Origin of the sequence: Desulfovibrio sp. (genome assembly GCF_018379785.1) — a bacterium.
In the GTDB taxonomy this organism is placed as follows: Bacteria; Desulfobacterota; Desulfovibrionia; order Desulfovibrionales; family Desulfovibrionaceae; genus Desulfovibrio.
In genome coordinates, this window is the sequence record NZ_JAGZUV010000014.1 from 1 (window position 1) to 23,036 (window position 23,036).

Consider the following 23,036-nt stretch of genomic DNA (forward strand, 5'->3'; position numbering starts at 1 on the left):
ATTGCCACGCGCTATGATCGGTGTGCCCACACTTTCTTCTCCGCCATTTGCATCGCAGCTATTGTCATTTTTTACCTTTAATGAGTCCTGAGCCTAGTCTTCTTCATCCACCGGGGGAATGCCGGCATGGCTCATCCGGCAGCCCCGGCTGGCGGGCGGTCCCAGCGAAACCCCCACTTCACGGCGCAGGCGTTCGTCCACATCCATCAGGGAGGCTCGCAGGGCGTCGCGCAACTGTTGCAGTTCCCGGCCCAGGCGGGGCAGAGTATCCGGGGAGGTTCCCTGGTCGTAGCTGAGGCTTTCCAGTTCAGCCATCTTTTCCCGGATGCGGCCGCGCAGTTCCCGGACCCTTGGGCGGGCGTCATCTATGATTCTTCTGGCTTTGTTCTGCTGATTCGGGGGAAGCTGTTCCAGCCAATCATCTATATCCTGGATGTTGCCCCGGTAGCGTCCCATCCTGTATTCGCCCTGCCCGTTGTATGGGCCGGGGCCGCTATGCCCCGCAACCACGGGCTGCGACAGGCTGAAGGCCGCCAGAAGGCAAAGCGAAAAACAAGTTTTTAACATATGTTAACCTTTATTGTAGTTCGATCCGGCTATGCCCTCGTGATACCGAATGGTGCGGCGCGGGATCGGTATCCGTGGGCCTCTCTGCGAACCATGCGGCTATAGACGGCGATATGAGCGCAAACAACGACAATGCTGTGTTATAGGGGCCGACAGGCGGTGAAATCGCTGTCATTCTCTCTGTCGTAGCTGAATCGTAAGCCGCCTGCCGCAGAGCTTTGACTAAACCGGCATATCGTTCAGCCAATATCAGGCCGTTTTCCGTGGCGCAAGCGTTAAGAGCGCCTGTTGTTTGCTTTCGTCTATGTTAGGAATTTCTTGCAAAAAACGTGCAAAAAATTTAACCCCACGGCGACCCATGGGATGACAGCCGCGGGCGGGACGGCTATAGTCGAAATATGAATGCTGAGCAAGACGACGTCCGGTCCGAGCCGGAAGCGCCCGGCCTGGTTGGTGTGCCCGGCGGAGGCGACGCCCCCGCTCCCGATGCGCCTCCCCGCGCTCTGGCCATGCGCGTGGGGGCTTCTCGCACGCCCCTGGGTCTGGTACTGGGGGGCGCGGCCGTGGTGCTGGCCCTGATGGTGGGGCTGCTGGCCTTCATCTCCATTGAACGCAGTGAAGCCGCCATGGCCCGTCTGCTGGCGGAAAAAGGCTCTTCGCTGGTCATGGCTTTTGAAAGCATTCTGCGTTCGGGCATGCGCAGCGAGGCCGGGGTGCGCCTGCAGGTTCTGCTGGAGGAAATGGCGGCCAGCCCGGATATTATGTTCGTGGCCGTAACCATGCCCGACGGCACTATCGTGGCCCACAGCAAACGGGTGCGCCTGGGCGAGATTCTCCAGCTTGAGGGCCGGGAACTGGATGACAGGCGCATGCGCGAGCTGGCCCCGGGCGCGGCGGCGCAATGGGGCATCATGAGAATGGAGGGGCAACGGGTCTTCGTGGTCTACCGTTACTTCACGCCGGGCCTGCGCGACATTCCCAAGGGCTTTCCCATGCCGATCATTTTTCTGGGCCTGGATGTCTCGCCCTTTGAGATCACCCGCAGCCAGAACCGCGACTATGTGGCCATGCTGGCCGCGGTGACGCTGCTGGTGGGGCTGCTCTGCCTGCTGGCCCTGTATTATGCCCAGCGTGCCCGCGAGTCGCGTCAGCGGCAGCGCAAGGCCGAAGGCGAAGTGCGCCGTCTGGAGGAAGAGGTGCGCCGCAAGGAAAAACTGGCCGCCGTGGGCAATCTGGCGGCGGGCGTGGCGCATGAGATCCGCAATCCTTTGAGTTCCATCAAGGGCTATGCCACCTATTTCGGCCAGCGCTTCCCCGAGGGCAGCGACGACCGCGAAGCCGCCGCCGTCATGGTGCGCGAGGTGGACCGCCTGAACCGGGTGATCACGGATCTGATCGGTCTTTCCCGGCCCAGCGACGTGCGCCCGCGCCCGGTCTGCCTGGAGAATGTGGTGGCGCATGTCATGCGCCTGATCCGTCAGGACGCGGAGCAACGCAATGTCAGGCTGGAATACCGCACCTCCCGGCGCGTGCCCAACGTGCTGGTGGATTCGGAGCGCATGGGCCAGGCCCTGCTCAACCTCTGCCTCAACGCTCTGGACGCCATGCCCGACGGCGGCCGCATGACCCTGGTCATCGCCAAGGCCAAACGGCGGGTCTGCCTGATGGTGCGGGATACGGGCAAGGGCATTGATCCCGCCGCCAGGGCTCATATTTTTGATCCCTATTTCACCACCAAGGGCCAGGGCACGGGTTTGGGGCTGGCCATGGTGCACAAGATCGTGGCGGCGCATAACGGCGAGATCAGCGTCTATTCGCATCTCGCCGGTGAAGACGGCCATGGGGAAACCATTTTCCGCCTTTGGCTGCCTCTGGCGCCTAAAGCGCCCGAGGAATTCCCCGAGTTGCGCTATCGCGGCAAGGGGCGAAAAAACTAGGCCTTGCGGCAATCCCGAAAATGAGAATAATCCGGGTGCACGCCGGCGCGGGCGGCGGAGCCGTCCGTCCGGCCCGTGTCCCCGGCGTGTATCGTATATACGGCAAGGAGGGGTAAGGGTGAACGCCGACATTTTAGTGGTCGATGACGACGATGCCCACCGCGGCATGCTCAAAACCATGCTGGGATCCTGGGGCTACACGGTGGATGAGGCCACCGACGGCGACGAAGCCGTGGACCGGGTGCGGGAAAAGGCTTTTGATGCGGTGCTGACCGATGTGCGCATGGCGCGCATGGACGGCATTCACGCGCTCAAGGGCATTCTGGAATATAATCCGGCGCTGCCGGTGGTGCTGATGACGGCCTATTCTTCGGTGGAAACCGCTGTGGAGGCCCTGCGCCTGGGCGCGTATGATTATCTGGTCAAGCCCCTGGATTTCGAGGCCCTTAAACATACGCTGGAAAAGGCCATTGAACATTCCCGCCTGAGCGTGGAAAACCGCGAACTGCGCCGCCAGCTCACCGACGCCGCGACCCGTCCGGGCATTCTGGGCCGCAGCCAGGCGGTCAAGGACATGCTTCAGATCATCAGTACCGTGGCCCCTACTGAAGCCACTGTGCTGATCACCGGCGAATCCGGCACCGGCAAGGAGCTGGTGGCCCGCGCCCTGCATGAGGGCAGCGCCCGCGCGGACAAGCCGCTGGTCACCGTGAACTGCGCGGCCCTGGCGGAAAATCTGCTGGAATCCGAGCTTTTCGGCCATGAAAAGGGTTCATTCACCGGCGCGGAACGCCGCCGCGAGGGTCGTTTTGTCCAGGCTAACGGCGGCACGCTGTTTCTGGACGAGATCGGCGAAATGCCCATGCAGCTCCAGGCCAAACTGTTGCGCGCCCTGCAACAGGGCGAGGTGCAGCGGGTGGGTTCCGACTCGCCCATCACCGTGAATGTACGCGTGCTGGCCGCCACCAACCGCGACCTGCGCCGTGAGGCGGCGGAAAAGCGCTTCCGCGAGGATCTTTATTTCCGGCTCAATGTCATCAGCATCGAAGTGCCGCCCCTGCGCAAGCGCGGCGAGGACATTCCTCTGCTGGCCGCGCATTTCCTCCAGCGCTTTGCCGGACGCAACCGCAAGAGCATCAAGGGATTCGCGCCCCAGGCCCTGGACAGCATGCTGCGCTATCCCTGGCCCGGCAATGTGCGCGAGCTGGAAAATGCCGTGGAGCGGGCCGTGATTCTCTGCAACGGCGATCTGATCACGGGCCGCGAACTGCCCGCCAATGTCATTGATGCCCCGCCCCTGGCGGAAGCGGCGCCTGTGCCCGAAGGGGATGTCTCCCTGGCCGGGCTGTCCCTGGACACGGTGGAGCGCCGGGCCATTGAGGAAACGCTGCGCCAGACCGGCGACAACAAGAGTGAGGCCGCCCGGCGGTTGGGCATTACGCGGGCGACGTTGCACAACAAGCTGCGCAAGTACGGTCTGGAATGAGGCCATGTCCTTTTCGCCGCCGGCTGTGTTAAACACCGCGGCGCGTCTTGGTTACATAGACGGCTATGCGCCCGCGCCGCTCGTTTGCCTTGTCGGCGACAAAAATTCCTGTGGCCTCATATCAAGGTTGGAAGAAGTAAATTATGGCTGAAAAAACTGTGCAATTGCCGCCGGAACAGCTCGGACGGCTGGCGGACTTCTGTAACGAAGTGGGCATGCTGCGGCACACGCCGCGCAGCGGCTATGCCTTTCTGGGTTCGGGCAGGGAGAATGTGGCCGAGCATTCCTACCGGGTCAGCGTGCTGGGTTACGCCCTGGCGCGCCTGGCCGGTGCGGATCCGGCGCGGGTGGCCTTTCTCTGCCTGTTTCATGATCTGCACGAGGCCCGCACCGGCGATTTCAACTACGTGAACCACCGCTATAACCAGTGCCGCGCGCGGGAAGCTCTGGAGGACGCCACGCAAGGCACCGGCTTGGCGGAAGATATCCTCGGCTTCCGGGACGAACTGGCTGACGGGCGGAGCCTGGAAGCCGAGCTGGCCCACGACGCGGATCAGTTGGACCTGATCTGCAATCTGCATGTGGAATTGAGCAAGGGCAACGCCTTTGCCGAGGAATGGCTGGACAGCGCGCTCAAGCGCTTGCGCACGCCCTTGGCCCGCGAGCTGGCCGAGGCCGTTCTGCGCACGGACCCCAACCGCTGGTGGTACGGCCGGGTGGACAAGGGCTGGTGGGTTCACCACCGGGAACCGGATTAGAGCCTGTTGACGCTCTGCCTTTTTGCCCTCCCGCCGCGTGCGGCAGCCGTTGTCCAAAGGGCTTACGGATGGCGACGGCATCTGCATGGAACAGTCTGCGACGTTACGCATGCTGTCTTCATCCGTAGCTTTCTGCCCGTTTTGCGCCTTGCCGCCCGAAAAGATGCAACTTTTCGCGGACGGCGTTTTAATGAGGGCTGACCTCGGGAACTGCCTCTGAACCGGCTCGTTTGACTTCCGGCTACGCCGGACGTTTTTTCTCTGGCCGAGTGCGGTGAGAGTTGCTCCCGCCGCAAACAACTCGTCTTCCTTGCCGAAACAACCAAATTTCTCAATGTAGAACAGCTCCGGCATACTGCCGTTGCGTTCTGCATCCGGAGGCAGCCTCTATCGCACTACCACCGTGCCCAGCGGCGCGTCATCCAGGAGATAGCGGCGCAGGCTGGACTGGGCGCGGCCGTCCAGAATCAACGCACGCGAGCAGCCCGCGTCCAGCGCGTTCAGGCAGGCTTCCACCTTGGGGATCATGCCGCCGCTGATCACGCCGTCCTCTTTCAGACGGGCGATTTCCGCCCGGTTCAGGCCGGGAATCAGCCTGCCGTCGGCGTTCAGCACGCCCGGCACATCGGAAATCAGCACAAAATACTCGGCCGCCAGGGCACCGGCCAGCGCGCCCGCCGCCGTGTCGGCATTGATGTTCAGGGCTTCGCCGTCCGGGCCCGAGGCCACGGGCGCCACCACCGGCAGAAAACCGGCGTTCAGCAGGCAGCGGGGCAGGGACGGGTCCACTTCCGTGACCTCGCCCACCAGGCCCAGGGCCGGGTTCTTGCGCCGCGCCCGCAGCAGGTTGCCGTCGCGGCCTGAAATGCCCGCCGCGCGCACGCCGTGCTGCGAGAAGCCGCTGACCACCGCCTTGTTGACCTGGCCGCAGAGCACCATTTCCACGGCCCGCATGGTGGCTTCGTCCGTCACGCGCAGGCCGTCCACAAAGCGGCTTTCAACCCGCAGGCGTGCGAGCAGGGCGCTGATCTGCGGCCCGCCCCCGTGCACCACCACAAGGCGCATGCCCTGTCCGGCAAGATGGGCCAGATCCGTGGCGAAGGCTTCGCTCAACTCCGGCTTGTCCATGGCGTGGCCGCCGTATTTAATGACCACTGTGGGCTGTGTCATGGCTGTTCTCCGCTGCAATGTCCGGCGCATGTTCAGCGCGTTACGGAAGCGGAAGAAATAGCATCCGGAGGCATGGGGCGCAAGCCTGCCCGCGTCCTTGCATTGCCTTGCACTGTTAAAAGAGGTAAAAACGAACACGTTCATTTTTCCGGAGTTTTCATGAGCCAAGATCTTGCCTGGCGTGACCTGCTCAAAGAACAGTCCTGGATGCAGGAAGCCATGGATGCCGCCAATACCGGCCTCTGGGTGATTATGATCGACACCCGCAACGGCTGTTGCTCCATGCTGGCCAACGCGCCTATGCTGCGCCTGCTGGGACTGGAAGAGCATCCCGCGCCGGAGGAATGTTTCGCTTTCTGGCGCGGCCGGGTGGACAAAAAGTGCGACGACGACGTCAATGACGTGGTGGATCAGTTTCTGGCCGACACCCAGATGCACGAAGTGCGCTATCCCTACCATCATCCCAAGTGGGGCGTGATTTTCGTGCGTTGCGGCGGCCGCCGCATTTCCGCGGACGACGATCCTCTGGTGCGGATCACCGGCTACCATCAGGACGTCAGCGAGATTCAGGCCATGCACCAGTCCCTGCGGGAGAGTCTGGCGCGGCTTTCCCTGGCCTGCCGCCTGGGGCGGCTCGGCGTGTTCGAGCTGCGGCACGGCAAAGGGGAGCTGGAACTCACGGGCAACGACATTTTCTTCGGCCAGTTGGGCCTGCCTGAAGGCCTTGGCGATGAAGAGCGCGTGGATGCGGTGGAAGCGCGCCTTGTGCCCGAGGACCGTGAAACCTGGCGGCTTCTGCGGCGTCCCGGGGACTGGGTGGTGGGACGGCACGAACATACCGAGGTGCGTGTGCTGCATCCCCGACTGGGCCAGCGCTGGCTCAAGCTGGCCTATGAGGTCATGGGTTCCGGGGAGAACCGCCGCATCGCGGGCTATACCGACGACGTCACGGAACATCGCCTGCACGAGCGCATGCTGCGCGAGGCCAAGGACGAGGCAGAGGCGGCCAATGCCGCCAAAAGCATTTTCCTGGCCAATATGAGCCACGAAATCCGCACGCCCATGAACGGCATCATGGGCATGGCCTATCTGGCCCTGAATACCGACCTCACGCCGCAGCAGCGGGACTACATCGAGAAAATCCACGGCACCTGCGTGTCTCTGCTGGACATCATCAACGACCTGCTGGATTTTTCCAAAATTGAGGCCAACCACATGGAGCTGGAAAATCTCCCCTTCCAGCCCGCGCATGAAATCGAGGCCGTGCTGACCCTGCTCCAGCCCAAGGCCCAGGCCAAAAAGCTCGGCCTGGAAACCGTCATTGATCCGGACATCCCGCCCGTCCTTTCGGGCGACGCCCTGCGCCTGCGTCAGATACTGCTCAATCTGGGCAGCAACGCGGTGAAATTTTCCGAGCACGGCACGGTCCGCATTGATCTGGAACTGGTGGGCCGCACCACGGATACGGTGCGCCTGCGTTGCAGCGTCAGCGACGAGGGCATCGGCATGAGCCCTGAGGACCAGGCCCGCATTTTCAAGCCTTTTTCCCAGGCGGACACCTCCATCACCCGCCGTTTCGGAGGCACGGGCCTGGGCCTGGCCCTCTGCCGCCGTCTCACCGCGCTGATGGGCGGCGGTATTTCCGTGGAGAGCGAGGAAGGCAAGGGCAGCGTATTCCGGGTGGAACTGCCGTTCCGGCTGTGCGCGGGCGCGGATCTGCCCGCCGACGCCGCCGACGGTCCCGAGGATCTGAACTGTCTCAAGGGCCTGCGCGTGCTGGTGGCCGAGGACGGCGACATCAACCGCGAAATCATGGAAGCCCTGCTGGACGGCATGGGCGCGGTCTGCATTCCCGCGGTCAACGGGCGGGAAGCTCTGGAGATCTGGCGTGCCCGGCACGCGGACATCGACCTCATCCTCATGGATGTGCAGATGCCGGTCATGGACGGCTACACGGCCACCCGCGAGATTCGCGCCGGCGGCCTGCCCGGCGCGGTGGAAACCCCGATCATCGCCATGACGGCCTATGCCATGCGCGGCGACGCCGAGCGCAGCCTGGCCGCCGGGATGGACGGGCATCTGACCAAACCCGTGAATGTGAACGAACTGACCCGGATGCTCAAAAGCTATGCCCGGCGGCGGCCCAAGGCCCGGCGGGACTGAGCGCCGCCCGGGCCGCTTCTTGACAGGGCCGCGCGTGAGCGCGTAAGTCCGGCGGACACTTCACTCTTTAAGGAAAGTCATACCATGTCAGACGTTGTTACCCGTTTTGCGCCCAGTCCCACCGGGCATCTGCACATCGGCGGCGCGCGCACCGCCATTTTCTGCTGGCTTCTGGCCCGCCATTACGGCGGCCGCTTCCATCTGCGCATTGAAGACACGGATCTGCTGCGCTCCAAGCAGGAATATACGGATTCCATCCTGGCTTCCATGCGCTGGCTGGGCTTGGACTGGGACGGCGGGCTTACCTATCAGACCCGGCGCACGGATCTGTACAACAGCTATGTGGACAAGCTGCTGGAAACAGGCCACGCCTACTGGTGTTCCTGCACGCCCGAAGAGGTGGAGGCCATGCGCGAGGAGGCCCGCCAAAACGGCCTCAAGCCGCGCTATAACGGCCACTGCCGCACGCGTGATCTGGGACCCGGCGAGGGGCGCTGCGTGCGCCTCAAGACCCCGCTCACGGGCAAGGTGGTCTTTGACGACATGGTCAAGGGCAAAATCGCGGTGGATGTGAGCGAGCTGGACGACATGGTCATCCGCCGCGCCGACGGCATGCCCACTTACAATATGGCCGTAGTGGTGGATGACCATGAAATGGGCATCACCCACGTGATCCGGGGCGATGACCATGTGTCCAACACCCCGCGCCAGATCCTGCTTTATGAGGCTCTGGGCCTGCCCGTGCCCCGCTTCGGCCATGTGCCCATGATTCTGGGCCCGGACCGCCAGAAGCTTTCCAAACGCCACGGCGCCCGGGCGGTCATTGAATACCAGAAGGACGGTCTGCTGCCCCAGGCCCTGGTCAGTTATCTGGTGCGCCTGGGCTGGTCCCACGGCAATCAGGAGCTGTTCAGCCTGGACGAACTGGTGCGGTATTTCGACGGCAGCAATCTCAACCCGGCGGCAGCGGCCTTTGACCCGGCCAAGCTGGAATGGTGCAACGCCCACTTCATGCGCGAACTGCCTCTGGACCAGTTGGCCGGACTGGTGGAGCCCTTTGTGCGGGAGGCCGGTCTGGGCGAACTGCCCAGGGAGCGCCTGGAACCCTTGTGCGTGATGTTCCGCGAGCGGGCCAACAATCTCAAGGCCCTGGCCGAGAGTTTCCGCCCCCTGCTCGTGCCCGCCGCCGAGCTGGTGTATACGGAAAAGGACGCCAACAAGCATTTTACGGACGCGGGCAAGGCCCATCTGCGCGCGCTGGCCGCGGTCTTCAATGCCTGTGAGCCCTTCAGCGCCGAGGCCCTGGAGGCCGCGCTCAACGCCTATGTGGCGGACAACGGCCTGAAGTTCAAGGAAGTGGCCCCGCCTCTGCGCACGGCGCTTATGGGCTTTATGGGCGGCTCGCATCTCAACGAAATCATGGCATTTCTGGGCCGGGATGCGACGCTGGCGAGACTGGACCGGGCCGCCGGATAGGCTGTCCGACGTTTTTATGTCCTGAGGACGGAAAAGGGATTCGGAGGGGGCAGGCCCCTCCGAATCCCTTTTCCGTATCATGGCGGCACGGCGCAAAACCGAAATTGTGCGAAGCTGTATTGAAATACCGCGAGGTCAATTTCGCTTTGCAAGGCCGCCACACGGAAAAAGGCAGCTTTGCAGCAGGTGGTTTAATGAGGGCTGACCCTGGGGTCACGGCAAAGCGGGAAGAATAATTCCGAACTGTGGCGATGCGCTTCCCGCTCCCGAAAAACAGTGTATGCGTTGGATTGTGAGGATACCCCGGCGGGCGGCCTGCCCGGGGAGCCGCGCAACGCGGCAAAGGCCATGTCCGGCCTTGTCAGGACACCGCCGGGAGCGGGCTTGCTTAACGTTACGCCGTTCCGGCCCGGGTGGGAGCGTTTCCGCGTGAATCGGGGCTTATGCCTTGGACGGCACGCTGAAATACGACCTGAGCAGTGCGCACAAGGCGTCGATTTCCAGAGGTTTGCTGGCGTGGGCGTTCATGCCGCTGGCCAGGGATTTCTGGCGGTCCTCCTCAAAGGCGTTGGCGGAGAGGGCGACGATAGGCACGGTGCGCGCGTCGTCGCGGCGCAGATTGCGGATTTTCCTGGTCGCCGTCAGGCCGTCCATGACCGGCATGAGAACATCCATGAGGATGACGTCGAAGTGATGCCGCGGGCTGGCCGCGAAGCGTTCCACCGCTTCTTTTCCGTTACAGGCCGCTTCGACGCTGAACCCGCAGGCCTTGAGCTGCTCGCGGGCGATCTCCATGTTGAGCTCGTTGTCCTCAACCAGAAGAAGGCTTTTCCCCCTAAAATCAAAGAGGTCTTCCTGCGGCCTTTCTTTGGGCGCGTTTCCGTGGAGTTCCCGCAGACCGTCCAGAAGGAACGTGCGGAAAAATGGTTTGCGGATAAAACCGGGCCTGTCGTCGGCCATTGCTTCCGGATCGGGAAGCCGGCCGCCTGTCAGCGCCAGCCGGACGCATGACGGCTTCGGCCGGTTGCGAAGATGCCGCCTGACCGCGTCCGCGCCGGGCAGGGCGGCAGCCAGCAACACTGTGCCAAGGGGCTCGCCGCCCGCCGCCGAGGCCTCCAGATGCCGAATGGCCTCGGAAGCGTCGGAGGCGAAAACCGTTTTGATGCCCGCAGCGTTCAGGATGCGCGTCGCCGTCTCCCCGTCCTCCCTGTTGTCAACCACCAGCACACCTGAAAAAGTGCCCTCCGCCACGGCGGATGGCGGCGGTGCCGCCACGGCGCCAAGCGGCAGGACAATGGTGAAGGAGCTTCCCCGGCCTTTTTCGCTGCGCACGCTGATGGTGCCGTCCATCAGTTCCACAAGGGACTTGCTGATGGAAAGCCCCAATCCTGATCCGCCGTACTGGTTGACGATCTCGGTGGTTTCCTGTTCAAAAATGTTGAAAATCCGCGTCAGGCCGTCAGGGGAGATGCCGATGCCGGTATCTGAAACGGTAAATTCCAGCACGCTTGTCCGGCCCCTGCGTGTCAGCTTGCGGACCGCCAGGGTGACGCGCCCATGCTTTTCGGTGAACTTGAAGGCATTGGACAGAAGATTCACGAAAATTTGTTTCAGGTGAAGCGCGTCGCCGTTGAAATGCTCTTCCTCAAAGGGCTCCACGCGCAGGGTGAAGTCCAGCAGTCTCTGTTCCGCCTCGCCGGAGAACAGGTCGTAAAGGTCGTAGAGAAAAGCCGGGAGCGAAAAGGGTTGGATGGCGAACTGCAGTTTGCCGTTTTCAATGCGGGAAAAGTCCAGCACGTCGTTGATGAGCGAGAGCAGATACCGGGCGGCGGCTTCTATTTTCGCATGGCAGTTTTGCAATTCCTTTGCGTCGTCCTGCCGGTGGATGGCAAGGCGGTTCATGCCGATGACGGCGTTCAGCGGCGTGCGCAGTTCATGCGACATGCGGGACAGAAAGCGGCTTTTGGACTCGCTGGCCGCCTGCGCTCTGGTCAACAGGGCATCCTTGACTTCCCGCTCGTTCCGTTCCAGCAGGCGTTTGTATTCGGTAATGTCGATGATGACGCTGTAATAGGCGGGATGGGGCGCGCTCTCCGAGGCGTGGCTGTAGCCGATGGTGGTCAGCAGAGTGCGGACTTCTCCGTCGCGCCGCCGGATGCGCATTTCAAGAAGCTGGGTCTGATGCGTCCGCTTTGTTTTTTCCAGAGCGGCGGCCACCATTGCCATGTCCTGCGGAAGAATATAGTCCGCCGTGCCGTTCAGCTCCGTTTTGAACTGTTCCTTGGTATAGCCGATGAGCTTAAGAAATGTGTCGTTATACCACAGAATAGTCAGAAAACCATCGTCAGCCATCTGGCAGATGCCGCCAGGTATGCTTCCAACTATGGAAGCGACTTTATTTTCGAGCTTATGTACTTTATTTTTGAACTTGGTAATATCAAAAGACAGCTCAATGCGTGATTTGCGTCCATCCCAGTCAATAAGTTTGTCATGTATGGAAAAGTGGCGTCCAAGGTATTTATTCTCATATTCCCAGATGTAGACGTTATTATAACTTAGATATCTATTGGTACAAAAGGAACATGGGGCGTCGGTTCCCTGGATGACCTCATAACATTTTCTGTATTTGTAGTTTTTCGGATTGAGATTAAGGAGGTTGATGGCACGCTCATTCATGTACAGCAGTTCATAGGTGTGAACGTCCGCCACATAAAGAAACTCGCCAAAGACATCCAGCAGGCGTTCCTGCCCATTCCCATTCTGGCTCATGCTGGCCCCCCCGGACACTTGGCAGCGTGTGAAATGTGCAACCTCGCGAAGCATACGGATATGCCGTATGTTCCACGAAATGTCATTACCGCAAGGGGCGAGATAGTTCAATATGTGGTATTCAGTTGAAATTTGAATTTCCAGAGGATTGTATTCCATGCTGGAGCATATGACGGATCCAATATGGACATAAAAAATATATTAAATATGGTATAATTATCAAAACCTCTAAAAATAACTGAATAACAAGGTTAATGACGAAATATTGTCGTGTGGCGTTGTGCCGAGTCCGTCACTGATACAGCGGGCTCATGGCCCGCAGCAGATGGGTGAACAGCCCGCCCATGCCGTTGATGAAGTGCTCCACATGGTCGGCCATGACCACCAGCAGCAGGCCCACAAAGAAAAAGCCCACGCCGATCTTGATGGGAAAGCCGAATTCCATGATGTGAATCTGCGGCGAGGTGCGGGCCACCAGGGCCAGGGCCACCTCCACCATGAACAGGGCCACCATGACCGGAGCGGCGATTTTCAGCGCCAGCACGAAGACCTGGGCCGCCAGATGCAATACCTGCCAGAGCAGATTCTCGCCGATGAACAGGCCGCCGGGCGGCACCAGGGCAAAGGAGGCGGCAAAGCCCTTGATCATGTACAGATGCCCGTCCAGGGCCAGAAAGGCCAGCAGAGAGACCATCCAGAGAAAAAAAGCCGTGGCGCCGGTCTGGTTGCCGGTGAGCGGGTCCGCGAAGTTGATCATGGTGAAGCCCATCTGAAAACCCAGCAGCTCGCCGCCCGCCTGGATGCCCATGAACAAAAAATTGACGGCCATGCCGAGCACCAGACCCAGCACTACCTCGCCCAGCAGCATCAGAACCATATCAAAGGGGTGGGCGGGCATGGCCGCGCCGGACAGGGCCAGATGCGGCCACACGCCCAGTGAAAAGACAATGGTGACGGCCGCTTTGACCGGGATGGGGATGTTGTTGGTGGAAAAGACCGGCAGCATGAACATGACGATGCTCACCCGCATCATGGTGAGCAGCAGGCTGAGCACAGCCGCCGGATCATAGTTGAAGGCATCCATGCCGGGCAGTATGCAAAAAGGCTGCCAGATAGAGCAAAGCAACTTTGAAAAGTTGCTTTGCCCGGGAGAAAGACGAGCAGAGGCCCGCGCCAGGGCGCGGGCCGGGATTGTTTGAAAGGCGGTTGCGGCCGGATCAGGCCGCCGGGAGCTTACTTATGCAGCTTTTCGGCGATCAGCTCGCGGATGATTTTGTTCAGGCCGGGCAGATCGGGCTTGGAAACCTGCCGGTCCGCGCCCACTTTGACGCCCCTGGCGTGCAGGGCTTCGGTGATCAGGGAGGAGAAGAGGATCACCGGCAGTTGCTGCATGCCCGGCGTCTCGCGGATTTTGGCCGTGAGCGCGTGGCCGTCCATTTCCGGCATTTCGATGTCGGAAATGACCAGATGCACCAGTTCGGTGAGTTCCACCTGTTTGGACTGGGCATCGTTGCGCAGTTCCGAAAGATAGTCCCAGGCTTCCCGGCCGCTGCCCACCACCGTGACCTGAAAACCCGATTTTTCCAGCGAGGATTTGAGGATATGCCGCAAGGAGCTGGAGTCGTCGGCCACCAGCAGGTGGAACTGGCCCGCGCCTTCCACGGGGGTGGTGTCCACCTCCACCTGGGACATGTCCAGGGTGCTGTCCAGGCTGGCAAGAATTTTTTCCATATCCAGAATGAAGAGCACCCGGTCCTGGATGCGCAGCACGCCGGTGATGCTCTCGCGCGAGTAGGCCTGCACATATCTGTTGGGCGGCTCGATGCGGTCCCAGGTCATCCGGTGGATGCTGGTCACCGAGGAAACCAGAAAGGCGGCCTGTACGCCGCTGAATTCGGTGACGATGACCTTGTTGTTCTCATCGCTGGCCATTTCCTTGCCGAGCCAGGCCGCCAGATTCAGGATGGGCAGCACCTTGCCGCGCAAATTGAAGGTGCCGAGCACAGAGGAGTCATGCTTGCTGGGCACGCTGGTCACGCTGGGCAGCCGGATGATTTCAAGCACCTTGGCGACATTGATGCCATAGTGCCCGCTGTAGGCGCTGCCGTCCGGCTGCTTTTCATCAATGAGAAATTCTATGATTTCGAGCTCATTATTATTGACGTTGAGCAAGCTGTTCTGGGTCATGGCATTCCTCGTCCTTGGCTGAAACGGCGTCAATGAACCTTATCGGCGGCCGCACGCTTTCCTTAAGACGCGTGGGAAAATATCCGCAAAATTTCCGCCGCGTTCAGCGCCGTCCCGCGCTGTTGCGCCCGGTTTTTTCCTTGGGCGGCTCCAGGCGGGGACAGAAGGAGGCCATTTCGCATTCCCCGCAACGGGGTTTGCGGGCGTGGCAGACATCCCGCCCGAACCAGACCATGCGGTGGTTGACGTCGCCCCATTCCTGTTGCGGGAACAGCGCCATCAGATCCCGTTCCACGGCCACGGGGTCGGTCTGGTCCGTGAGGCCCAGCCGGTAGCTGATCCGCTTCACGTGGGTGTCCACGGCCAAGCCCTCATTGATGCCGAACGCGCCGAACAGAACCACATTGGCTGTTTTGCGGGCCACGCCCGGCAGGGTCACCAGATGCTCCAGGGCCTGGGGCACCCGGCATTCAAAGTGGTCCCGCACGCGCCGGGCCGCGCCCAACAGGTTTTTTGCCTTGCTGTGGTAAAAACCCGCCGAACGGATGACCTCTTCCAGCTCTTCCCGGGTGGCCCCGGCCAGCTCCGCCGGGCCGGGCCAGCGCCGGAAAAGTTCCGGCGTGATGGTATTGACCCGCGCGTCGGTACACTGGGCGGCCAGCACGGTGGCGACCAGCAGTTCCCAGGCGTTATGGGAATTGAGATGGGTTTCGGGCCTGGGGTAACGGGCCCGCAGGGCGGCCAGGACTTTTTGCGCCCGAGCCGGGCGGGGATCTGCTTTTGTCATGTCCCTGCTATGCCACAGGCGGCAGCGGCCCGCAAGGCGGTCCGGCAGGATGGCCTTGTCCCGGATGGCCGGAGACACGTCGGCCAAAGCCGCGCCCCTTACCGGGGCGGCGGCGGGAATACCCGGTTCCGACGCCGTATTTTGCGTCCCGCCCGGATCGAACGGGGCCGTGAAGCTGAATCAGGTGCCCTTGCCGTGCATGGCTTCCGCCAGCTTGCGGCCGGAACCGGGAGGAGCAACAAAAAACAAAGCAGAGCGTCGCCATGGAGACGATATTCCGTACAGCATTCATGCCTTTTCCCACGCGAAATACCGCGATTGTTCCGCGCAGACCGGCAACGGGAAAGTCTCTCTTACGTATTTGCTGAGGTTACTTTGGGGGGGGTACGGAGGCAGGGCGGCCGCCGGGTGGAAACCGCCTGGGAACACTTGCCGGGATCGGAAAAATTCCGTATCTAAAAAAAATTGTTTGTATTTAGTAAATAAATAAAGTCAGACAAATTAAAATAATTAACTATGTTTATATGTTTTATATAATTATGAGTCATAAATTTATATGCATATTTTGTTTAAATAACGTCATGACATGAAATTAAATCATGAAATTAAATAAGGTATGGCTTCAAGGAAAGAACGGCGGCATGATATACGGCGGCGAATAAAACACAGTGTGGTATGCTGTATAACTCACCGTAAATATTCATGGAAAATTCATTTAAATGTCAGGCGGATGCTCCAAACACGCTGCTTATTGTCGACGATGACGAAATGAACCGCGAAGTGCTGGCGAACATTTTCGCGGCGGCTCATTCCATTGAAACAGCGGAGAACGGCAGGGAAGGCCTTGATAAACTGCGGATGCGCAGGCGGGAAGTCTGCGCTGTTCTTCTTGATGTGGTTATGCCTGTGATGGGAGGCATCGCCATGCTGGAGGAACTCGGCAGAGAAAATGTGGTCAACCAGATTCCCGTATTTCTCATCACGGGCGAAACGGACGACCGCGTTATCAAGAAGGCCTATGATCTCGGCGTGATGGATGTCATCCCCAAGCCTGTTTCTCCCCATATCGTGCGGCGCCGCGTCAACTCCGTCATCGAGCTTTTTGTGGCGCGTGAGCGTTTCGCGGATATTGTCGACCGACAAAAGGCTGAAATACAGCGGCAGGCCGAGCGCATCCTCAAGCTGAACATGGGGATGATAGCCTCCCTGGCCACGGCCATTGAATTCCGCAGCGGCGAATCCGGCGAGCATGTCCGGCGGATTCACGACATTACCAGCCTCTTTCTTACGAGTTCCCCGCTGGGAGAAGGTTTTTCGGAGGATGCGATTGAGCAGATTTCCCTGGCCGCCATCATGCATGACGTGGGGAAGATATCCGTTCCCGACGCCATACTGAATAAGCCCGGGCGGCTTACCGACAGAGAATTTGACATAATGAAGACGCATACCACCGAGGGATGCCGCCTTCTGGCGCAAATTCCCCAGATGCGTGAGCTTCCCTTTTTTGACTGTGCCTATGACATCGCCCGGCATCATCATGAGCGCTGGGACGGGGGCGGCTATCCGGACGGGCTCAGGGGCGGGGATATTTCCCTCTGGGCGCAGATCGTCTCCATTGCCGACGTTTACGACGCCCTGGTCAGCAAGCGGGTGTACAAAGAGGCCTTCGGTTTCGACAAGGCGGTCGAGATGATTTCCGGCGGAGCGTGCGGCGTCTTCAATCCGCGGCTTCTGGAGTGTTTTCAGGCTATTGAAGGCCAAATACGCAATCTTTACCTGACCGGCGCGGCGGATGCCGGGGAATGAGGTTGAAGAGATGGATCAGGACAGGAAAACGCGGCTGGAAGAGGGTGGGATCAATCTGAGCGGCGCTCTGGAGCGTTTTATGGGCAATGAACCCATGCTCGAGCGCTATCTGGAAAAATTTCTTACTGAAAAAAGTTATGCCCAACTGTTGGAGGCCGTTGCGGCCGGTGACCGGGAAGCGGCGGGCGTCGCGGCGCATTCGCTGAAAAGCGTCTGCGGCACTCTGGGCTGCGAAACCATGCAAAAGCTGGTGCTGCGGCAGGAACAGTGCATCCGCGCAGGCAACTGGGATGAAGCCGTCACAATGATGCCGGAGATTGCAAGCAGCTACAACGGAATCTGCGCGGTGCTGCGCGCGTAGGACAACGGTCCGGCTGTGTCCGCCCGGGGGCACGGACCAGGGCGTGTTGCTACATCGCTTTTTTTGTCTTGCGGCTTCCGTCGGAGTATTGCCGTGAAACGCGGGTAAACGGGCATTTCAGGCGTTATCCGCCGTAGTGCCCGGCGGGGCGTGCCGGACATTTTTACAACTGATGAACCCGCAGGGGCCGGCAGGCGAAACGGGTTGGAGATGATCCTATGAAATTTCGCACTGCAATCCCGGACAGGGCGGCGACAGAGCCTTTTCCAAAGACCGGCGGGGCCGTTGCCGGCGGAAAGCACGGCGCCGTGTCCTCAAGAAACCTGCGGATGCTGGGCCTTTGCGCCATCACTGCCTGTTATGTGGCCTTTGTGGTTGTCGCCATGTACCGGATGGGAGAGTCAACGGCGACGCTCTATGAGCATCCATATCTGGTTTCACGCGAGGCGCGTGAAATGAAAGCCCGCATATATGAGATGCGGAACACGTTTCCCGCCATGCTCGCCACGCCTGACCTGGCCCCCGAGAAGTTTGAAGAAATACTGAACCGGCAGGAGAAGGCGCAGAATGATTCCATTGCAAGGATCAAGACTCTCTATCTGGGTGACAAAGAGGATCTGAGCGCTCTGGAAAGGGCATTGCGTGATTTCCGGCAGGCCCGGAGGCGGGCGGTCCAGGCGGCTGCCGGCGCCGGTCTCGCAACGTTTGACGAGGTAAACGCCTACTACAAGCGTGAGGTGCTTCCGTATCTGGACACGCTGGACAGCGTGCTGAACCGTTTCGGCAAATCCGCCGACCTCAGAAGCGCGATGATTCTGGCCGATATGGACAGGACACGGATTTTCTCCATTCTGGTTACCCTGCTGATGGGGGGATTGATCATCTGGCTGATCGTTTTCACAAACAGGCTTGAGCGCAAGAAAAACAAGGAGATAGCGTACCGCGAGAGACTCTTCAATCTGTTGGCCGAAAATATTGATGAAGTTTTTCTCATCGCCCGCAGCAAAGAAAATTTTGAATACATCAGCTCCAACAGCAAACGCATCATCGGCCTGGACTCGAACGAACTGTACCGGGACAACAATACGCTGTATTCCCTGCTGCCGCCCGATGTGGGCGACTGGCTGCGGGCCGTTTTCAGCGACGGAAGCCTGCGCGGCCCGGTGGAGCGGGATGTCGCGCTTGCGGAGAGCGGGCGGCAATTCAAAATCCGGGTCTATCCCGTTTGCCAGGACGGCGCGCTGGAGCGTTATATTACGGTTTTGGCCGACCAGACCGACGCCATCGGCTATCAGCGGACACTGAGCGACGCCCTCGAAAGCGCGCGTAACGCCAATGCCGCCAAAAGCAATTTTCTTTCGCACATGTCCCATGAGATCCGCACGCCCATGAACGCCATCATCGGCATGACCACCATTGCCATGAGCAGGCTGGATGACCGGGCCCGTCTTGAGGATTGCCTCGGCAAAATCGCCCAGTCCTCGCGCCATCTGCTCGGTCTCATCAACGATGTGCTCGACATGTCCAAGATCGAGGGGGGCAGGCTGTCCATCGCGCACGAGCCGTTCAATTTTCGCTTGTCCCTCCAGGGGGTCGTGAATCTCATTCAGCCGCAGATCCAGGAACAGGGACAGAATTTCGAGGTCTCCCTGTCTGAAGTTGATGAGGAAGAGCTGAACGGCGATGTCATGCGCCTGAATCAGATTCTGATCAACATCCTTTCCAACGCCGTCAAGTTCACGCCCAGGGGCGGCTCCATCCGGCTGGATATCCGGCAAGTTCATAAAAACCGTAATAATGTCCGGTTCCGCTTCATTATCCGCGATACGGGCATCGGCATGAGTGAGGAATTCATCAGCCGCCTGTATATGCCCTTTGAACAGGCCACGGCTTCCACCGCTTCGAAGTTCGGCGGCACGGGGCTCGGCATGGCCATTACCAAAAACCTTGTTTCCCTGCTGGGCGGCATGATTTCGGTAAAAAGCAAGGAGGGCAGGGGCACGGAATTTACCGTGGAGCTTCCCTTCGGCCTGAGCGGCCGCCAGACCTCACGGGAATTATCCGCTCTGGACCCGCTCAAGGTGCTGGTGGTGGATGACGACCCCGGCACCTGCGAGCATGCCTCGCTGTTGCTGGGCAGGATGGGGCTGCGCGCCAGATGGGTGCTCACCGGCAAGGAGGCCGTGGATATCATCCTGCGGGCGCGTGAATGCGGCGATGACTACGACGTCTGCCTTATTGACTGGCAGATGCCCGACATGGACGGCGTGGAGACAGCGCGGCGCATCCGCCGGGAAGTCGGGCCGGATACGCTGATCATTATCATCAGCTCCTATGACTGGTCTCCCATTGAGCGGGAGGCGCGCGAGGCCGGAGTCAATGCCTTTATCAACAAACCGTTTTTCGCCTCCACCTTGCACGACACGCTTCTTTCCATAACGCGGCATGCCCCGGCAAAGGCCGAAGTGGGCATTCCCAACCGCCGGGAATATGACTTTTCCGGAAGGCGGATCCTGCTGGCCGAGGACAACGAGTTCAACCGGGAAGTCGCCAAGGAATTCCTGGAAATGACGGGGGCCGCCGTCGAGTGCGCCGGGGACGGCAGGGAGGCTCTGGAAAAATTCACTTCTTCCGAGCCCGGGCACTATGCGCTTATTCTTATGGACGTGCAGATGCCGGTCATGAGCGGCTATGAGGCCACACGGGCCATCCGCGCCTCGGACCACGCGGACGCGGAAACAATCCACATTCTTGCCATGACGGCCAATGCCTTTACCGAGGACATCGCGGCCGCGGCCGCGGCGGGCATGAACGGCCATCTGGCCAAACCCATTGACGTGGCCGCCCTGTACCGGCTGATTGCCTCGCATCTTGGAGGCTGACGCGGGCGGCATTTTAATGAGGACTGACCCTGGATGCGCCCGGCCGGGCTGTTTCTCCTCTGCTTCTGGACCGGCGCGGCATTGCCGTGTAAACTGAACTTCGTGCCGTTTCCCGGCGCGCCGGAGGAAGCATGTCCTTTCTGGTTTACGTCACCGTGCCCCATGAGCGGGAAGCCCTGGACCTGGCCCGTATGCTGGTGGAAGCTCGGCTGGCGGCGGGCGTCAACGTGCTGCCCGGCGCGCGGTCGGTCTACCGCTGGCAAGGCGAGGTGCGCGAGGCCGGGGAATGCCTGCTGCTGGCCCAGGTCGGGCGCGCGGCTTTTGAGGATTTTTGCGCGGCGGTGCGCCGCGCGCACAGCTACGAAGTGCCCTGTATTGTGGCCCTGCCCCTGGAGGCCGGGCACCAGCCCTTTTTGCGCTGGATTGAGGAAAACAGCCTGCCGTCCGTGGGATAGAGCATTTTAACGTTGATCTGCTTTAGACCGTTTCTCAAGTGAGCGACAGCCCTGAAGCGGCCGAGGCGGCATATATCCGCAACAGTGAGGCGACCATGTCCATCTATGTTTCCGGTTCTCTGGCCTTTGACCGCATCATGACTTTTCCCGGCAATTTTCAGGACCACATCCTGATGGACAAGCTGCACATGATCAACGTCAGCTTCATGGTGGACGGCATGGACGAGCGGCGCGGCGGTTGCGCGGGCAATATCGCCTATTCCCTGGCCCTGCTCGACGAAAAGCCGGTCATCGTGGCCGCCGCCGGGCGCGACTTCGTGCCCTACGCCGAAGCCCTGAGCACGCTGGGCCTGCCCCTGGACGGCATCCGGCGCGACGCGGACATTTTCACCGCGCTCTGCTACATCACCACGGACATGAACAGCAACCAGATCACCGGCTTCTATCCCGGCGCCATGACCCTGCCCGCCCAGTACTCTTTCCCCGATCTGGACCCGGATACGGACATCGCCATCGTCTCGCCCGGCAATGTGGAGGACATGCGCCGCCTGCCCGCCTTCTACAAGGAAAATGGCGTGCCGTATATTTATGATCCCGGCCAGCAGCTGCCCGTGCTTTCCGGCGCGGACCTGCTGTCGGCCATTGAGGGGTCGCTGGCCTGCATCACCAACGACTATGAGCTGAACATGATCTGCAAGGCCACGGGCAAGAGCGAGGACGAGCTGTTGGGCCGCACCCTCTGGCTGGTGACCACTCTGGGCGCGGAAGGCGCGCTGGTGCGCGGGGCCGACGGCACTGAAGTGCGCATTGCGCCGGTGCCGCCCGCGGGCGTGGTGGACCCCACGGGCGCGGGCGACGCCCACCGCGCGGGCCTGCTCAAGGGCCTGACCCACGGCCTGCCCATGCCCGAGGCCGCCAAGCTGGGCTCGGTGAGCGCCAGCTTTGCCCTGGAAAAGATGGGCACCCAGGAGCACATCTATACCCCGGCCCGGTTCCGGGAGCGCTATGAGGCGGTGTTTGGGGCGTTGCCCGAGGGACTGCTGCCGTAGCGCTCGTCGTCACGGGTGTCTTTTCGGTTATCTCCGCGTCAAACTTCATCCGCTTTTTCAGTCGAGTACCAAAAGAGTACACTCCTTCAAAGCGGGTTCGTTTTCCTTGATATAACACGAAAATCCATCCCGTGACGATGCGCTCCGGTGTAAATGGTTTCAAATGCGGACAAGAAAGATGCCATGTTGTATATTCTGCTGATGCTGCTGGCCGGCTGCATGATCGCCATGCAGTCGCCTATCAACGCGGCCTTGAGCCGCACGGTGGGCGTGCTGGAAAGCAGCCTGATTTCTTTTGCGGTAGGCACGCTCTTTCTGGCTCTGGCGGTGCTCTTCTTCGGCCGGGGTCAGCTGCCGCGCGTGACGGAAACGCCGCCCTGGCAGTGGATCGGCGGCATCCTGGGCGCGGTGATGGTGCTCAACACCATTATCGCCGTGCCGCGCATCGGCGTGCTGACCACCGTGCTGGCCATGATTTTCGGCAATCTGGTCATGGCGGCGGTTATCGACAATTTCGGCTGGTTCGGCCTGCCGGTGACGCCCTTCGGCTGGCGGCGGCTGGCGGGCTTTGCCCTGGTGCTGGCGGGGCTGCTGCTGGTGTTCCGGCGTTAGGCTCAGCCCCTGGAAGGTTTCGATAACGTTGCAATGCGAGACGGCGGGTCGGCCATATCCGCCGGGAGGAAAAAACATGCGGGTGGATGCGGTACGGGAATTTCTGGAACGGCATGGGCTGGGCGCGGCCTACCGCCAGTTTGAGGTCTCCAGCGCCACCGTGGATCTGGCTGCGCAGGCCGTGGGCTGCGAGCCTGGGCGCATCGCCAAGACCCTTTCCCTGCTGGGCAAGGACGGCCCGCTGGTGCTGGTGGTCATGGGCACGGCCCGGCTGGACAACCGCAAGTTCAAGGATGTTTTTCACCAGAAGGCCCATTTCATCAAGGCCGAGGACGTGGAAAGCCTGGTGGGCCATCCCATGGGCGGGGTCTGCCCCTTTGCCCTGCCCGAGGGCGTGCCCGTGTATCTGGACGCAAGCCTGAAGAATTTTGACCCGGTCTATCCGGCGGCGGGCGCGCCCAACAACGCCGTGGAAATCTCCCTGGCGGACCTGGAACGCGTCACCGGCGGCGTCTGGGTGGACGTCTGCAAGGCGGAGTGACGGCGGCCCCAGCTTGCGCATTTCCTCCAG

At 60.8% G+C, this 23,036-nt stretch carries 18 protein-coding genes and 1 pseudogene; 13 read left to right on the forward strand and 6 right to left on the reverse strand.

Features of this window, described 5'->3' with window-relative positions:
• Positions 1 to 81: pseudogene (locus tag KH208_RS04410) on the forward strand (IS5/IS1182 family transposase); the annotation flags it as partial.
• A gap of 12 nt (positions 82 to 93) precedes the next feature.
• Here KH208_RS04410 and KH208_RS04415 read toward each other — a convergent pair.
• The gene (locus tag KH208_RS04415) at positions 94 to 567 is read right to left on the reverse strand and encodes a periplasmic heavy metal sensor (protein WP_291434179.1); all 474 of its coding nucleotides are present in this window, start codon (positions 565 to 567) and stop codon (positions 94 to 96) included.
• 398 nt (positions 568 to 965) lie between these two features.
• Between KH208_RS04415 and zraS the strand changes: the two genes are divergently transcribed.
• The 3 genes from zraS to KH208_RS04430 all read left to right on the forward strand — a co-directional run bounded on the left by zraS (position 966) and on the right by KH208_RS04430 (position 4,748).
• Positions 966 to 2,504 carry a two-component system sensor histidine kinase ZraS gene (gene zraS, locus KH208_RS04420; protein ID WP_291434180.1) on the forward strand — a complete coding sequence of 513 codons (1,539 nt, stop codon included), beginning with the start codon at positions 966 to 968 and terminating at the stop codon, positions 2,502 to 2,504.
• 118 nt (positions 2,505 to 2,622) lie between these two features.
• Positions 2,623 to 3,990 (forward strand): sigma-54 dependent transcriptional regulator, encoded by a 1,368-nt coding sequence (locus KH208_RS04425; protein ID WP_291434182.1) that lies wholly within the window; start codon positions 2,623 to 2,625, stop codon positions 3,988 to 3,990.
• A 143-nt stretch (positions 3,991 to 4,133) separates the two neighbouring features.
• Positions 4,134 to 4,748 carry an HD domain-containing protein gene (locus KH208_RS04430; protein WP_291434183.1) on the forward strand — a complete coding sequence of 205 codons (615 nt, stop codon included), beginning with the start codon at positions 4,134 to 4,136 and terminating at the stop codon, positions 4,746 to 4,748.
• A gap of 387 nt (positions 4,749 to 5,135) precedes the next feature.
• On the opposite strand, the gene argB is transcribed toward KH208_RS04430, so the two are convergent.
• On the reverse strand, positions 5,136 to 5,918 hold the full coding sequence (gene argB / locus KH208_RS04435) for an acetylglutamate kinase (protein WP_291434185.1): 783 nt from the start codon (positions 5,916 to 5,918) through the stop codon (positions 5,136 to 5,138).
• Between the two features lie 159 nt (positions 5,919 to 6,077).
• Here argB and KH208_RS04440 point away from each other — a divergent pair, with 159 nt between their 5' ends.
• Both KH208_RS04440 and gltX read left to right on the forward strand, forming a co-directional pair.
• Positions 6,078 to 8,081, forward strand: a complete 2,004-nt coding sequence (locus KH208_RS04440) for an ATP-binding protein (protein WP_291434187.1) — start codon at positions 6,078 to 6,080, stop codon at positions 8,079 to 8,081.
• 84 nt (positions 8,082 to 8,165) lie between these two features.
• Complete coding sequence (gene gltX / locus KH208_RS04445) at positions 8,166 to 9,557, forward strand: glutamate--tRNA ligase (RefSeq protein WP_291434190.1); 1,392 nt, start codon at positions 8,166 to 8,168, stop codon at positions 9,555 to 9,557.
• A 441-nt stretch (positions 9,558 to 9,998) separates the two neighbouring features.
• Here the strand turns inward: gltX and KH208_RS04450 are convergent, their stop codons facing one another.
• From KH208_RS04450 to nth, 4 genes are all read right to left on the reverse strand, one after another.
• Entirely contained in the window at positions 9,999 to 12,326 is a 2,328-nt protein-coding gene (locus tag KH208_RS04450) for an ATP-binding protein (protein WP_291434191.1), read from the reverse strand.
• Between the two features lie 292 nt (positions 12,327 to 12,618).
• Positions 12,619 to 13,410, reverse strand: coding sequence for a flagellar biosynthetic protein FliR (fliR, locus tag KH208_RS04455; RefSeq protein ID WP_291434193.1), 792 nt, complete (start codon positions 13,408 to 13,410; stop codon positions 12,619 to 12,621).
• A 149-nt stretch (positions 13,411 to 13,559) separates the two neighbouring features.
• Positions 13,560 to 14,513 (reverse strand): chemotaxis protein, encoded by a 954-nt coding sequence (locus tag KH208_RS04460; protein ID WP_291434195.1) that lies wholly within the window; start codon positions 14,511 to 14,513, stop codon positions 13,560 to 13,562.
• Positions 14,514 to 14,616: 103 nt separating this feature from the next.
• Entirely contained in the window at positions 14,617 to 15,300 is a 684-nt protein-coding gene (gene nth / locus KH208_RS04465; RefSeq protein WP_291434196.1) for an endonuclease III, read from the reverse strand.
• Between the two features lie 702 nt (positions 15,301 to 16,002).
• Between nth and KH208_RS04470 the strand changes: the two genes are divergently transcribed.
• The 7 genes from KH208_RS04470 to KH208_RS04500 all read left to right on the forward strand — a co-directional run bounded on the left by KH208_RS04470 (position 16,003) and on the right by KH208_RS04500 (position 23,006).
• Positions 16,003 to 17,106: an HD domain-containing phosphohydrolase gene (locus KH208_RS04470; RefSeq protein ID WP_291434199.1), complete on the forward strand. Its 1,104-nt coding sequence runs from the start codon at positions 16,003 to 16,005 to the stop codon at positions 17,104 to 17,106.
• A gap of 10 nt (positions 17,107 to 17,116) precedes the next feature.
• A complete protein-coding gene (locus KH208_RS04475) occupies positions 17,117 to 17,467 on the forward strand; it encodes an Hpt domain-containing protein (RefSeq protein ID WP_291434201.1) in 351 nt (116 codons plus the stop codon).
• A gap of 308 nt (positions 17,468 to 17,775) precedes the next feature.
• Positions 17,776 to 20,349 carry a response regulator gene (locus KH208_RS04480; RefSeq protein WP_291434203.1) on the forward strand — a complete coding sequence of 858 codons (2,574 nt, stop codon included), beginning with the start codon at positions 17,776 to 17,778 and terminating at the stop codon, positions 20,347 to 20,349.
• A 131-nt stretch (positions 20,350 to 20,480) separates the two neighbouring features.
• A complete protein-coding gene (cutA, locus tag KH208_RS04485) occupies positions 20,481 to 20,804 on the forward strand; it encodes a divalent-cation tolerance protein CutA (RefSeq protein ID WP_291434204.1) in 324 nt (107 codons plus the stop codon).
• A 95-nt stretch (positions 20,805 to 20,899) separates the two neighbouring features.
• Entirely contained in the window at positions 20,900 to 21,853 is a 954-nt protein-coding gene (locus KH208_RS04490; RefSeq protein WP_291434206.1) for a carbohydrate kinase family protein, read from the forward strand.
• 183 nt (positions 21,854 to 22,036) lie between these two features.
• Entirely contained in the window at positions 22,037 to 22,465 is a 429-nt protein-coding gene (locus KH208_RS04495) for a DMT family transporter (RefSeq protein ID WP_291434207.1), read from the forward strand.
• A 76-nt stretch (positions 22,466 to 22,541) separates the two neighbouring features.
• On the forward strand, positions 22,542 to 23,006 hold the full coding sequence (locus KH208_RS04500) for a YbaK/EbsC family protein (RefSeq protein ID WP_291434208.1): 465 nt from the start codon (positions 22,542 to 22,544) through the stop codon (positions 23,004 to 23,006).
• Positions 23,007 to 23,036 lie beyond the last annotated feature (30 nt).